The sequence below is a fragment of the uncultured Arcobacter sp. genome (genome assembly GCF_937982575.1).
Classification (GTDB): Bacteria; Campylobacterota; Campylobacteria; order Campylobacterales; family Arcobacteraceae; genus Arcobacter.
In genome coordinates this window covers 258643-271667 of the sequence record NZ_CALJLR010000028.1, presented here as the reverse complement: position 1 = coordinate 271667, position 13025 = coordinate 258643, and the positions used below count along the sequence as shown (strand labels likewise).

Annotated in this window: 26 protein-coding genes; 3 read left to right on the top strand and 23 right to left on the bottom strand. The window is 31.9% G+C overall.

Translation table 11 applies throughout. From position 1 onward, the window contains the following. Positions 1–5: 5 nt before the first annotated feature. From secY to rpsJ, 21 genes are read right to left on the bottom strand one after another with little or no spacing between them, the layout of a single operon-like run. Complete coding sequence (gene secY / locus Q0617_RS14570; protein ID WP_298754358.1) at positions 6–1268, bottom strand: preprotein translocase subunit SecY; 1263 nt, start codon at positions 1266–1268, stop codon at positions 6–8. Between the two features lie 2 nt (positions 1269–1270). Next, positions 1271–1669, bottom strand: a complete 399-nt coding sequence (gene rplO, locus Q0617_RS14565; protein ID WP_298754356.1) for a 50S ribosomal protein L15 — start codon at positions 1667–1669, stop codon at positions 1271–1273. Between the two features lie 3 nt (positions 1670–1672). Continuing rightward, entirely contained in the window at positions 1673–2116 is a 444-nt protein-coding gene (rpsE, locus tag Q0617_RS14560) for a 30S ribosomal protein S5 (RefSeq protein ID WP_013134926.1), read from the bottom strand. 9 nt (positions 2117–2125) lie between these two features. Beyond that, positions 2126–2485 carry a 50S ribosomal protein L18 gene (rplR, locus tag Q0617_RS14555; RefSeq protein ID WP_298754354.1) on the bottom strand — a complete coding sequence of 120 codons (360 nt, stop codon included), beginning with the start codon at positions 2483–2485 and terminating at the stop codon, positions 2126–2128. Positions 2486–2495: 10 nt separating this feature from the next. Beyond that, entirely contained in the window at positions 2496–3032 is a 537-nt protein-coding gene (gene rplF / locus Q0617_RS14550; RefSeq protein WP_298754352.1) for a 50S ribosomal protein L6, read from the bottom strand. Between the two features lie 11 nt (positions 3033–3043). Continuing rightward, positions 3044–3442: a 30S ribosomal protein S8 gene (rpsH, locus tag Q0617_RS14545; RefSeq protein WP_298754350.1), complete on the bottom strand. Its 399-nt coding sequence runs from the start codon at positions 3440–3442 to the stop codon at positions 3044–3046. Positions 3443–3454: 12 nt separating this feature from the next. Next, complete coding sequence (locus Q0617_RS14540; RefSeq protein WP_013134922.1) at positions 3455–3640, bottom strand: type Z 30S ribosomal protein S14; 186 nt, start codon at positions 3638–3640, stop codon at positions 3455–3457. Next, positions 3640–4188 (bottom strand): 50S ribosomal protein L5, encoded by a 549-nt coding sequence (gene rplE / locus Q0617_RS14535; RefSeq protein WP_298754347.1) that lies wholly within the window; start codon positions 4186–4188, stop codon positions 3640–3642. Before rplE ends, Q0617_RS14540 begins: the two co-directional genes overlap by 1 nt. A 1-nt stretch (position 4189) precedes the next feature. Further along, complete coding sequence (rplX, locus tag Q0617_RS14530) at positions 4190–4429, bottom strand: 50S ribosomal protein L24 (RefSeq protein WP_013134920.1); 240 nt, start codon at positions 4427–4429, stop codon at positions 4190–4192. A gap of 1 nt (position 4430) precedes the next feature. Then, complete coding sequence (gene rplN / locus Q0617_RS14525) at positions 4431–4799, bottom strand: 50S ribosomal protein L14 (protein WP_298754343.1); 369 nt, start codon at positions 4797–4799, stop codon at positions 4431–4433. Further along, the gene (gene rpsQ, locus Q0617_RS14520) at positions 4799–5053 is read right to left on the bottom strand and encodes a 30S ribosomal protein S17 (RefSeq protein WP_298754342.1); all 255 of its coding nucleotides are present in this window, start codon (positions 5051–5053) and stop codon (positions 4799–4801) included. The genes rplN and rpsQ overlap by 1 nt, the downstream gene beginning before the upstream one ends. Before the next feature lie 11 nt (positions 5054–5064). Continuing rightward, positions 5065–5256 (bottom strand): 50S ribosomal protein L29, encoded by a 192-nt coding sequence (gene rpmC / locus Q0617_RS14515; RefSeq protein ID WP_298754340.1) that lies wholly within the window; start codon positions 5254–5256, stop codon positions 5065–5067. Beyond that, entirely contained in the window at positions 5243–5668 is a 426-nt protein-coding gene (gene rplP / locus Q0617_RS14510; RefSeq protein ID WP_298754338.1) for a 50S ribosomal protein L16, read from the bottom strand. Before rplP ends, rpmC begins: the two co-directional genes overlap by 14 nt. A gap of 2 nt (positions 5669–5670) precedes the next feature. Next, a complete protein-coding gene (gene rpsC, locus Q0617_RS14505; protein WP_298754336.1) occupies positions 5671–6369 on the bottom strand; it encodes a 30S ribosomal protein S3 in 699 nt (232 codons plus the stop codon). Continuing rightward, positions 6369–6701: a 50S ribosomal protein L22 gene (rplV, locus tag Q0617_RS14500; RefSeq protein WP_129101157.1), complete on the bottom strand. Its 333-nt coding sequence runs from the start codon at positions 6699–6701 to the stop codon at positions 6369–6371. The genes rpsC and rplV overlap by 1 nt, the downstream gene beginning before the upstream one ends. Before the next feature lies 1 nt (position 6702). Beyond that, positions 6703–6981, bottom strand: a complete 279-nt coding sequence (gene rpsS / locus Q0617_RS14495) for a 30S ribosomal protein S19 (RefSeq protein ID WP_298754329.1) — start codon at positions 6979–6981, stop codon at positions 6703–6705. 9 nt (positions 6982–6990) lie between these two features. Then, entirely contained in the window at positions 6991–7818 is an 828-nt protein-coding gene (gene rplB, locus Q0617_RS14490; protein ID WP_298754326.1) for a 50S ribosomal protein L2, read from the bottom strand. Positions 7819–7827: 9 nt separating this feature from the next. Further along, on the bottom strand, positions 7828–8109 hold the full coding sequence (locus tag Q0617_RS14485; protein WP_298754323.1) for a 50S ribosomal protein L23: 282 nt from the start codon (positions 8107–8109) through the stop codon (positions 7828–7830). 1 nt (position 8110) lies between these two features. After that, the gene (gene rplD, locus Q0617_RS14480) at positions 8111–8698 is read right to left on the bottom strand and encodes a 50S ribosomal protein L4 (protein ID WP_298754320.1); all 588 of its coding nucleotides are present in this window, start codon (positions 8696–8698) and stop codon (positions 8111–8113) included. Beyond that, the gene (gene rplC, locus Q0617_RS14475; RefSeq protein WP_298754317.1) at positions 8695–9270 is read right to left on the bottom strand and encodes a 50S ribosomal protein L3; all 576 of its coding nucleotides are present in this window, start codon (positions 9268–9270) and stop codon (positions 8695–8697) included. Before rplC ends, rplD begins: the two co-directional genes overlap by 4 nt. A gap of 13 nt (positions 9271–9283) precedes the next feature. Further along, positions 9284–9598: a 30S ribosomal protein S10 gene (rpsJ, locus tag Q0617_RS14470; RefSeq protein WP_013134908.1), complete on the bottom strand. Its 315-nt coding sequence runs from the start codon at positions 9596–9598 to the stop codon at positions 9284–9286. A gap of 263 nt (positions 9599–9861) precedes the next feature. On the opposite strand from rpsJ, the gene Q0617_RS14465 reads away from it, so the two are divergent. From Q0617_RS14465 to Q0617_RS14455, 3 genes are read left to right on the top strand one after another with little or no spacing between them, the layout of a single operon-like run. Next, positions 9862–10278 carry a hypothetical protein gene (locus Q0617_RS14465; protein WP_298754307.1) on the top strand — a complete coding sequence of 139 codons (417 nt, stop codon included), beginning with the start codon at positions 9862–9864 and terminating at the stop codon, positions 10276–10278. Positions 10279–10308: 30 nt separating this feature from the next. After that, positions 10309–10572 (top strand): hypothetical protein, encoded by a 264-nt coding sequence (locus tag Q0617_RS14460; protein ID WP_298754305.1) that lies wholly within the window; start codon positions 10309–10311, stop codon positions 10570–10572. Positions 10573–10574: 2 nt separating this feature from the next. Next, entirely contained in the window at positions 10575–11210 is a 636-nt protein-coding gene (locus tag Q0617_RS14455; RefSeq protein WP_298754303.1) for a GNAT family N-acetyltransferase, read from the top strand. Between the two features lie 2 nt (positions 11211–11212). Here Q0617_RS14455 and def read toward each other — a convergent pair whose 3' ends face one another. After that, positions 11213–11731 (bottom strand): peptide deformylase, encoded by a 519-nt coding sequence (gene def / locus Q0617_RS14450; protein ID WP_298754301.1) that lies wholly within the window; start codon positions 11729–11731, stop codon positions 11213–11215. Between the two features lie 12 nt (positions 11732–11743). Further along, positions 11744–12985 carry an FAD-dependent oxidoreductase gene (locus tag Q0617_RS14445; RefSeq protein WP_298754299.1) on the bottom strand — a complete coding sequence of 414 codons (1242 nt, stop codon included), beginning with the start codon at positions 12983–12985 and terminating at the stop codon, positions 11744–11746. Between the last annotated feature and the right edge of the window lie 40 nt (positions 12986–13025).

Genomic DNA, 13025 nt, shown 5'->3' with positions numbered 1-13025 from the left:
TTTATTTACAGACCAACTGCACTTAATGTTTCATATTTATTCATATACTGTTGTGCTTCAATTTTTCTCATAGTATCAATTGCTACTTGAACAACAATAAGTACTGCTACACCACCAAAATAGAATGGCACGCCCATAGACTTAACTAAAAGCCAAGGTACAGTAGATATCGCTCCTAAATATAAAGCTCCCCAAAATGTCAATCTACTTGCTGTTTCATTTAAAAATTCAGCTGTTCCTTCTCCAGGTCTAATACCAGGAATGAAACCACCTTGTTTTTTCAAATTCTCAGAAATATCTTTCGCATTAAAAGTAATTGATGCATAAAAGAATGCAAAGAATACAACAAATAAGAACATCAAGAAATTAAATGTATAACTTGTTGGACTTAAAAAGTCAGAAAGTGTCAATAACATTTTGTTTTGACTACCTTGTAAAATTGTAGCTGGGAACATCAATATTGCAGAAGCAAAAATTGCTGGAATTACACCACTTAAATTAACTTTAATAGGAATATAATTCATTACCCTTTTATTTTGAGATTGCATCATAACTTTTCTAGAGTATGAAACAGGAACTCTTCGCTCCCCTAACTCAACATAAATAATAGCTCCAACAGTTGCCAAAATAATAATTAATATTGCAAGTACTGTTAAGAAATTCATTTGTCCGTTATTAACTAAATCAATAGTTCCACCAATTGCACTAGGAATTGCCGAAACGATACCTGCGAAGATAATTAATGAAATACCATTTCCTATTCCTTTTTGTGTGATTTGTTCACCAATCCACATTAAAAGCATAGTTCCAGTTAACATTGAGATTGCAGAGACTGCAACAAATGTATCCATATCTATAGAAATTGCACTTTGACCTGCTTTTCCTGTTAAAGAATTAAGACCCATTGATACACCAACTGCTTGAATTAAAGTAATTACAATAGTTGCATATCTGATAATTTGCATATATTTTTGCATACCATCACGTTCTTTTTTCATTTTACCAAGGCCAGGGAAAGTTGCTGCTAGAAGCTCCATAATAATCGAAGCTGTAATGTAAGGCATAATACCAAGTGAAATAATAGACAATCTTTCAATTGCATTTCCACTAAACATATTAACTAGCCCTAATGCGTTATTTGCATTTGAGTCGAAAAACTCTTTCACTACGTCAATATTTACACCAGGTACTGGCACGTATGCCAATACTCTGTATAGAAATATAAAACCTAATGTAATAAGAATCTTATTTATTAGATCTTTACTCATGGTTATTTACCAGTTGTAGTAACGTTTTCGTCTTTGATCTTAGAAGTTAAATCTTTTGCACAAGATCCAACTAATTTAACTTTTGTTACTGATTTTGATAATTTATACACAGATTTTATAGTCTCTAATGTAATTTCACTTAACTCAGCAACTTGTTTAACTCTATCAACGTTAATTGAATAAGGCTTAGTTACTCTTGATGTAAAACCGATTTTAGGAAGTCTTTTTTGGATTGGCATTTGCCCACCTTCAAAACCTCTTTTTATTTTGTAACCAGATCTAGCTTTTTGACCTTTGTTACCTTTACCGGCAGTTTTACCTGTACCACTACCTTGTCCTCTACCAACTCTTTTAACATTTTTTGTACTACCATCTGCTGGTCTTAAACTTTCTAATGTCATAGTTTATCCTTTTATTCTAGCTAAAGCTTCAACTGTAGCTTGCACTAAGTTGTTAGGATTATTTGAACCTAAAGATTTTGCAATAATATCTTTAACTCCAGAAAGCTCAAGAACTGGTCTTGCCGCACCACCTGCGATAAGTCCTGTACCTTCAGATGCTGGTTTTAATAATATTTTAGAAGCATTATATTTATGCTCGATATCATGTGCAATTGTAGTTCCATGAATAGAAACTTTTACTAAAGATTTAAATGCATCATCTAAAGCTTTTTTAATTGCATCTGGAACTTCTTTTGCTTTACCCATTCCAAATCCTACTGTACCGTTTTTATCTCCAACAACAACTAGAGCTGTAAATCTGAATCTTCGTCCACCTTTTACAACTTTTGTTACTCTTCCGATTTTAACGATTGCTTCTTGAAAATCTTCTCTATTTACTGCTGCCATCATTAACCCTTATAATTTGATACCATTATCTCTTAGTGATTGTGCAAATGCAGCAATAACACCATGATATAGGTAACCATTTCTATCAAATACAACTGTATCAATCCCAGCAGCTTTTAAATTTTCAGCAAATTGTGCTGCAACTTTTACTGCATTATCTTTATTAACTCTTAAATCTAGTGCTTGAGAACTAACCGAAGCCAGTGTAACACCTTCAACATCATTAATTGCTTGTGCACTTAAATATTTGTTAGATTTAAAAATTGAAACTCTTGGCTTAGAAGCAGTACCAGAAATTGTTCCTCTTACTCTTCTTCTTCTTTTAATTCTTAAAGAATTTTTTTTAGCTATATCTTTTGCTCTACTCATTCTTTACACCTTACTTCTTAGCAGTTTTTCCGGCTTTTCTAACGATATGCTCGTCAGTATACTTAACACCTTTACCTTTGTACGGTTCTGGTTTTCTAAAGCCTCTAATAATTGCAGCAGCTTGACCAACTTGTTGTTTGTCAGCACCTTTTACGTGAATTAAGTTTTTCTCAACTGTAATATCTAATCCATCAGCGATTTCATAGTTAATTGGGTGAGAATACCCTAATTGTAACTCTAATACTTTACCTTTTACAGCAGCTCTATAACCAACACCATTGATTTCTAAAGATTTACTAAAACCTTCACTTAAACCAACAATTGCATTACTTAATAAAGCTCTATAAGTTCCCCAGAAAGCTGATGATTCTTTTGCTTCACCAACTTTTCCTAAAACTACACTGTTATTTGCAATTTCTACAGAAACTCTACCATGAGTCTCTACTGAAGAAGTTTTGTTACCTTTTTTTACATTGATAACTGTTCCATCAACTGTAACTTCTACACCTGATGGGATTACGATAGGTTGTTTTCCAATTCTTGACATTTTCTAACTCCCTACCAAACAGTACATAGTACTTCACCACCAACTTTTGAAGCGAAAGCTTCATCGTTAGCAATGATACCTTTGTTTGTAGAAACAATGATTGTACCATATCCATTTTTGAAATTTTTAAGCTCAGAAGAACCTTTATAAACTCTTCTTCCACCTTTAGAAACTCTTTTAATCTCATTGATTGCAGAAGTCTCTTTTTCATCATATTTTAATGCAACTTGAATAGTTTTTTTATTATTTACACCATCAACAACTTTGAAAGAGTCTATATAACCCTTTGCCTCTAATACTGTTAGGATACCTACAACTGTATTAGAATGTAACAAAGTAGTAACTTCAAGTTTTCTCAATGCTGCATTTCTAATTCTAGTTAAAGCATCTGCGATTATATCATTCATCATAGCTTTATTTCCTTACCAACTAGCTTTTCTAACACCAGGTAATAAACCTTCGTTAGCCATTTTTCTTAAACAAATTCTACAAAGACCAAAGTCTTTATAAACTGAATGTGGTCTTCCACATACTGAACATCTTGTATATGCTCTAACAGCGAACTTAGGAGTTCGTTGTTGTTTCATAATCATTGATTTCTTAGCCATTATTCTCTACCTTTTGTAAATGGAATTCCTACTAACTCTAATAATCTATAAGCTTCTTTATCAGAAGCTGAAGATGTAGTAATAGAAATATTCATACCATGAGTTTTAATAATGTTATCGTATTCAACTTCTGGGAACATTAATTGCTCGTTAAGACCAAAGTTAAAGTTACCTCTTCCATCAAAACCATTTCTGTCAAGACCTAAAAAGTCTTTTACTCTTGGTAATGCAACTGAACATAATTTGTCCACGAATGCATACATATTTTCACCTCTAAGTGTAACTTTTACACCTACTGGCATACCTTCTCTTACTTTAAAACCAGCAACTGATTTTTTAGCAATAATTTGCACAGCATGTTGCCCTGCAATTAAAGAGATAGTATCTTGAATATTTTGCATCAACTTAGTATCTTTCATTGCTTCACCAGCACCAACAGAGATAACTACTTTTTCTAACTTAGCAGTTAACGTCTTGTTTTTAGGAAACTCAGTTTCTAAAACTGGTTTAATCTCTGCATTATATCTTTCTTGTAATCTGTTTGCCATCTTACTCACCTTCTACTTTTGCTACATTTGAGATATCAATAGGCATCTCTTTGTTTACAAAACCACCATTAGGGTTTTTATCTTGATCAGGCTTAACAGTTTTTTTAGCTACTTTACAATCTTTTACGATAACTTGTAACTTAGATGGGATAACTCTTAAAACTTCACCAGTTTTACCTTTATCGTCACCTGCGATGATTTTAACTGTATCACCTTTTTTGATTTTTAATTTAACTGCCATATTATAATACCTCCGGTGCAAGTGAAACGATTTTCATGAAACCTGAATATCTAACTTCTCTAGCAACTGGTCCAAAAATTCTTGTTCCAATTGGTTCTTTTTTAGTATCAAGGATAACTGCTGCATTATCGTCAAATCTGATTAATGAACCATTTTCTCTTTGAACTTCTTTGTGAGTTCTAACAACAACAGCTTTAACAACTTGACCTTTTTTAACTTTTCCAGTAGGAATAGCTTTTTTAACAGAAGCAACAATAACGTCACCAACTGTTGCGTATCTTCTTTTAGAACCACCTAAAACTTTGATACACATGATCTCTTTTGCACCTGTGTTGTCTGCTACATTTAATCTAGTAAAACTTTGAATCATTATTTAACTCCTGTAGCTACAATTGTCTTTAATCTAAAAGATTTAGTTTTAGATAAAGGTCTACACTCAATAGCAATTACAGTGTCACCTTCAGCTAATTCATTTTTTTCATCATGAACTAAATATTTTTTAAATCTTTTTACAGTCTTGTGATATTTTGGATGTAAAACGTATCTTGTAACTACTACAGAAGCAGTTTTATCTCCAGATTTTTTTACCACTACACCTTGAATCTCTCTTTTATGCGTACTCATACTACAGATCCTTACTTAGCTTTTACTGCAGTAATAGCTGTTTGAATTTTTGCGATATCTTTTTTCGCAACATTTAATTCAGATGTATTAGTCAACTGCATAGTTTTTAGCTTAGCTTTTAATTCAAAAAGAAGCACCTTTTTCTCTTTTAATAACTCGTTTAGCTCTTGTAAGCTTTTATCTTGGATATCAGAATAAGTCATTTTCACTCTCTTTAGTTACAATTTTACATTTGAATGGTAATTTGTGAATTGCTAAAGTTAATGCTTTTCTAGCAACATCTTCACTTACACCAGCCATTTCGAAACATACTCTACCTGGCTTAATGTTCATTACCCATTTATCTACTGGACCTTTACCTTTACCCATTCTTGTTTCTAATGGTTTAGCAGTAAGTGGTTTAGCAGGAAATACACAAATCCATACTTTACCTTGTCTTTTGATAGCTCTTGTCATAGCAATTCTGGCAGCTTCAATTTGTCTAGAATCAATTCTTCCATGTTCTAAAGCTTTGATACCAATATCACCATATGCTAAAGTATTGGCTCTCATAGATTTACCTCTATTTCGACCCTTCATTACTTTTCTGTATTTTGTTCTTTTAGGCATTAACATAATTATTTACCTCTTTTCTTTGTTGGTCTTCTTTTTGGTTTAGAAGTTTCTTCTCTTTCAACTGGAATACCTTTTGCAAGTACTTCACCTTTGAATATCCAAACTTTTACACCAACACAACCATATGTAGTATGTGCTTCAGCAAAACCATAATCGATTCTAGCTCTTAAAGTATGTAAAGGAACTCTTCCCTCTAAGTACCACTCAGTTCTAGCCATTTCAGCTCCACCAAGTCTACCAGAAACAGAAACTTTAATTCCTTTTGCTCCACCTTTAATAGCATTTTGCATAACTCTTTTCATAGCTCTTCTAAATGCAACTCTTCTTTCTAATTGTTGAGCAACATTTTCAGCAGCTAACTGTCCAGAAAGTTGAGGCTTTCTCTCTTCTTTAATGTTAACAGCGATATCTTTACCAACTAATTTAGTTAAAGAATTTTTTAATTTCTCAACGTCTGCACCTTTTTTACCAATAATGATACCAGGTCTAGCAGCAACGATTGTTACTCTTACTTTTTTAGCTGTTCTTTCAATTAAAGTTTGAGCAATTCCTGCATAGTAAAGCTCTTTTTTAACGAATTTTCTAATTTTGCTATCTTCTGCAATATTAGAAGGCATACTTGAAAATTTTGGAAACCATCTTGATTCCCAGTTTCTGTTGATACCTAATCTTAAACCAATTGGATTAACTTTTTGACCCATTACTTATCTCCTTTAGGTGCAGCTTCTACTTCAATAAAAATATGTGCAGTTGGCTTATGCTTTGGAGAAGCAGAACCTCTTGCTCTTGGAGTAAATCTTTTAAGTACTGGACCTTTGTCAACTCTTGCAGATGTAATAATTGCATCTTCTGCTTCTAAACCAGAATTTGCAACTGCAGAAGCGATAACTTTTGAAATTAATCCAGCAGCTTTGTTAGGTGTAAATTCTAAAGATGCTATAGCATACTCTGCATTCATACCTTGAACTTCTCTAGCAATAAGTCTTGCTTTGATTGGAGAAACTCTAATAAATCTTAATATAGCTTTACCCATCTTATCCTACCTTCTTCTGAACAGAGCCTTTATGACCCTTAAAAGTTCTAGTTGGTGCAAATTCACCTAATTTATAACCTACGTGGTTCTCTGTAATATTTACAGGTACAAAGTTTCTTCCATTGTGCACATTAAAAGATAACCCAATCATATCAGGTAATACTGTTGATCTTCTTGACCAAGTCTTAATTGGTTTTTTATCATTAGTTTCAACAGCTTTGATAACTTTTTTCATTAAGTGCGCGTCTATAAATGGACCTTTTTTTACTGATCTTGACATCTTAAACCCTTACTTCTTTTTTCTTGAAATGATTAATTTATCACTAGCTTTTTTCTTTCTAGTTTTATAACCTTTAGTTGGCATACCCCATGGAGTAACTGGATGTCTACCTGAGTTAGTTTTACCTTCACCACCACCGTGTGGGTGATCAATAGGGTTCATTGCAGAACCTCTAGTTTGAGGTCTAATACCAAGGTGTCTACTTCTACCCGCTTTACCAACAACCATGTTAGAGAAATCTTCATTTCCAACGATACCAATTGTTGCCATACATACAGCAAGAATTTTTCTCATTTCACCTGAAGGAAGTCTCATAATTACATATTTGTCTTCTCTACCCATTAATTGAGCATATCCACCAGCAGATCTTGCAATTTGTCCACCTTTACCTGGTTTCATTTCAATATTATGAACCATTGTACCAACTGGGATGTTGATAAGTCTCATTGCATTTCCAGGAAGAATATCTAAACCAGATTCAGCAGCAGAGATTTTATCTCCAACTTTTAAACCACTTGGTTGTAAAATATATCTTTTATCACCATCTGAATATGTTACTAAACAGATTCTACAGTTTCTATATGGGTCGTACTCAATTGTTGAAACAGTACCCTCTACTCCAAATTTATCTCTTTTAAAATCAATAATTCTGTAAAGTTTTTTAGCACCTGCTTCTCTGTGTCTTGAAGTGATTCTACCATTACTATTTCTACCAGCTGTAGCTTTTACTCTTTTAAGTAAAGATCTAACTGTTGGTTTTGAAGTAATATCAGAAGTATCCATAACTGACATAAATCTTCTAGCAGGAGTTATTGGTCTAAATTTTTTAATTGCCATACTATCTCCTTATGCTGAAAGGTTCGCTATTTCAGCGCCCTCAGGTAATGTTACATAGAATTTTTTGAAATCAGCTCTTTTACCAATTTTTCCTCTAAATCTTTTAACTTTACCACTTTGTTTTAAAGAATTAACTTTTGAAGGTGTAACTCCAAAATACTCTTTGAAAACATCTTTTAATCCGCTTTTAGTCATTCTAGGACTAGTTTGAACAACAATTACACCGTTCTCTTGTAACTCAATAGTTTTTTCTGTGTATAATATTGCTTTTATATCTGTAATATCTGCCATCTTATGCCTCTTTTAATGCTTCAAGAACTGACTTCTCAACTAAGATTGAGTGATAAGCAGCTGCAATATAAGCATTTACTTCTTGTTTTTCAATCATATAACAGTTTTTAATGTTTCTGAACGCTAAGTATGTTTTTTCATCAATTGTATCAACGATGATTAAAGTATCTCTTTGTTTTAATCCATTTATTACTGCAACTGCATCTTTAGTTTTACCTGATTCTAATTTAACAGAATCAACTACAAATAAAGAATCTTTTTCAGCATGAGTATTAATTGCATATCTTAATGCTAATACTTTTTGCTTTTTATTAATTTTTTGATTGTAATTTCTAGCAGATGGTCCAAATACTTGTCCACCTCCAACAAATAACGGAGATCTCTTAGAACCCCATCTAGCACCACCAGAACCTTTTTGAGCTTTAGGTTTTTTACCACCACCTCTAACTTCAGTTCTGTTTTTTACTCTAGCTGTATTTGCTCTTTGAGCTGCTAGGTATGATTTAACATATAAGTACAAGTTGTGCGAATTAACATTTTGAAATGTTTCTGGTAATTCACTTGTTTTTACTAATACTGCTTTACTCATTTAGCAATCCTTACTTTTCCTAATCCACCATTTGATCCAGATACTGAACCTTTAACAGCTAAAATACCAGTCTCAGCATCAAAAGAGAAAATCTCATTTTTAACACTTACATTTGTATTTCCGTAATGCCCTGGCATTTTCTTACCTCGCATAACTCTACCTGGCCATTCAGCATTACCGATAGAACCTGTTCTTCTACCCATTCTGTGACCATGTGATGCTCTACCACCAGCAAAGTTCCATCTTTTAACAGCACCGGCAAAACCTCTACCTTTTGTTTTAAAAGTTGATTTTAAAACTTTAGCGTCTGCTAATACAGATACATCTAAATCTCCAGCTTCAGTATTTGCTACTTCCATAGTTGCAAATCTATTGAACTCTTTAGATAAGTTGTATTTTTTTTGTTGCCCTTCAATAGTCTTGTTAAATTTCTTACCACTACTATATGATACAATTGCTACACCATCAGTTACTTCACATACTTTAGTATCAAGAACTTTTAAAAGTGTAACAGGAACAGCAGGAACTGAAATAGTTCTACTCATACCAATTTTTTCTACGATAAATTCCATTTGTTACCCTTTCTTATTCTTGACCCATAGATCTAACTTCAACATCAACTTCAGGAGCTAAGTCAAGTTTCATTAATGAATCTACTGTATCAGGAGTTGCAGATACGATATCAATCATTCTTGAATGAACTCTGATTTCGAATTGTTCTCTTGAATCTTTATTTACGTGAGGACCTTTGATTACTGTATATCTTCTGATTTTAGTTGGTAAAGGTATAGGACCTCTCAACTCAGCACCAGTTCTCTTAACAGCTTCAACAATTGAAGCAACACTTCTGTCTAAAACTCTGTGATCGTAAGCTTTAAGCTTTAATCTTATTTTTTCCATTTTTTTCCTTTAAAGAACTCGTTAAATGTGCGATAAACACACTCTAACCATTTTTCATGGACGCGGATTATAACTTTTTTTATATAAAATGTCAACATATATGGGTCTTCATCTCATTAATTACTATTTTTATTTCCTTTTAAAAAGGATAACTATCCTTTTTTTGACATATTATTAAGTTAAATGGAAGTTTTCTTCAAAAATTTTATTTTATTTTTCTTAAAGTCCTATTTTTATAAAGTGTCTCATATAAAAGGAGATTTATGATTGAGAAAAAATACCTAATAGAAGAAGATAATGGTTATGCAAGATTTAATTTATTTGAGATTTCTGATGAATTAGAAGAGATATTAACTGATGATTATTATACTTATAATTCAAAAGATTTTACAAAAAGTGAGTTTGTAGAAAATTTATATAAAAGTAACTTTACTGAAAAATATGATAAAGATACTCAAAGTGAAATATTTGACCTATACATTAATAATGAGAAGTTTAAAGAAAAAGTTTTTTTCATATATTCAGTTATAGACAAAGATAAGTATAGAAATTTTGTAGAAAAATATAGTGAAATTGAAAATCCAGATGATATCACTATAAAATATAGTGTTATTGATTCTGACAATACAAAGGTTTTAATGTATAATATTTCTATTGCAGATATTGCATTTGTATTTTAACCATACAAAAATTTATTTTAAAGAGAAAAAATGCCAAATATAAAAGACGAATTAAAAGAAATTGTTGAAGTAACTATGCTACCTGAGGTTGAATTATACCTAGAAGATTTATTAAAACTTATAGAAAATAACGAAGCAACAGATGATGATATGGATGCAATTAAAGAGATGGAATCATTTATGGTAGAACTTCAAAATATCGTAGAAGCAATTAATACAAACCAAATTAGTGATGTGGAAGCTGCAGAAGTTTATGAAAAAATTATGGATTTGCTAGAAGAAAGCAAAGAGTAGTTTTGGAAGTAGTAAAACTAACTAGAGAAGAATACCTTGAATCCGTACAAAAACTAAGCCATTTTGAAAATCTAAAATTTCTAAAAAGAGCACTTGACTTATGGGACAACTACTACAGCTGGGAAAAATTTCCTCCCTTGGCTCTTGTTGTCAATAAACGCCATGTTACTTATTTATTTTATAATATTTCTAAAGATAACAAATACTTAACAATAAACAATATCCTAACTCCATTTAAATATAGACGAAATGGCTATGCATATAAACTTTTAAAATATCTTTTTTCTTCTGTAAAACCTAAAAATATAGAAAGATGTAAACTTCATAGTGTAAATAATTCAATAAAATTTTATAATAAGCTAGGACTTAGATATTGGGGCGTAAATAAAGATATGCTTTATTATAGTGATTTTAAAATGCCTGATGATATAAAAGAGATTGAAGAGATTAATTATGAGGGATCAACTGATGAGTTCAATGACAATGAACTAGAAGATATGTATGATAAACTAAAAGACAATGCAGACTCCTTTGATGAACAACAAATTCTTATTCACAAAGATTGCCTAAAGCAGATGAATACTCGATTTAAATTTGACGACTTAGAAGATGAGATAAAAAAAAGAGATTTGAATTAGAGTTAATCTATCTTTTTAAAATATATCTCTTCTGTAATAATATCTTTCATATCTTCTACCCTATCAAGATAAACAAGACCTTTTAGGTGGTCATATTCATGCTGAAAAACCCTTGCGATAAATCCTTCAAATATTTCTGTTTTTTCTTCATTGTTTATGTTTGTATATTTAACTTTGATTTTTGTATGTCTTGGAACTTGGGCTCTTATACCTGGGATACTTAAACACCCTTCCCAGCCTTTTTCTTTTTCTTTTGACTTTTCTATTATTGTGGGATTAATGATAATTTCATCTTCCATATATGGTGCATGGGGATATCTTTCATTTGGATGGGAAGAGATTATAAGTATCTCATAAGAGTGGAAAACTTGAGGAGCAGCTAAGCCAACTCCATTACTTTTCTTTACACAAGATAACATCTCTTTTATGATAGTTTGTATTTCATCACTATGTATATCTTTTACTTTTTTTGCTTTTAATCTTAGTACATCTTCACCAAGCTTTGCTATTTTACATGACATGAAAAATCTTTATTATTGGTATAAACCAGAAAATAATAAAATATCATCACTGTCTTTGTTGTCTAAATCTTTTGTAATCATCTTTTTTACTATTTTTCCTACACTTGGAGCAAAAGTCATACCAAGCCATCCAAGCCCCATAGCGTATACCAAGTTTTTATACTCTTCATCTCGTCCAAGAAGTGGCATGTCATTTGGAGTGAGTGGTCTAAATCCTGTCCACTCTTTTATCTCTTTCATCTCAAAAGGAACTGTGTATTTTTCAAAGTTTGATTTAATACTTTCAATTTGTGCTTTTACTATATTTGTATCAGTTGAACCTAACTCTAACTTTGAAGTAAGTCTTACGCTATGGCGTCTAGGGGTCATAACGATAAACAAATCGCTAAATAGTGTTGATGTTTTTGGTTTGAGCTCATTAGGCATAGAAAAAGTTATACTATAACCCTTTGCCGGAGTCATCATCAAACTTTTCTTTCTAATATCAGCCAAAAGTGTTTGATACCCTGTAGAGAGTATAAAGTTTTCTGCCTTGTAGGTATTAGTAGCAGAACTTACTGATTTGACTTTTTTGTTTTCAAATTTTATATCTGTGATTTTTTCATTTAGTATAAACTCAACACCCTCTTTTTGTAAAAACTCTTTTGTTTGAAGCATAACTTTTTGAGGGTCAAAGTGTGCATTTCTATTAAATAAGATTGAGCCTTTTATCTTCTCATTTCCACAAGGTAGATACTCTTTTGTCTCTTCTTTTGATAATATTTTATAGTTTTTAGCTTCTTTTGATTCGCACTCTTTTAGCTTCTTTTCATAAGTTGCATCTTCAGTGAAAACAGAGAGCATACCAGTACGATGATAATCAAAATCAAGGTTTTCTTTCTTTTGCATTTTTTCATAAAGCCCTAGAGTCTCTTCCCCATACTTTTCAAACAACATAATAGTTCTTTTAAATCTAGTCTCATTTGCACTTGTGGCAAATTTAAAAAGCCATTTAAAAAGTTTTGGATCAAGTTTTGGATGAACTTTTACAGGAGACTCACCTTTTATCATCTGCTTCATTGTGTTTGTAATAACACCTGGGTAACTCAAAGAGCCCTTATCAAAAGCAGATAATAATCCAGCATTTCCAAATGATGTACTATTTGTGATATCGCCTTCATCTATAATAGTTACTTTACGCCCTGCTTTATGCAAAGAGTAAGCACACATAAGGCCAACAACTCCAGCTCCTATAATAATAGTGTCTCGTTTCATAATTAGTTCTCCAATATTTATCTTGGCATAATACTATGCA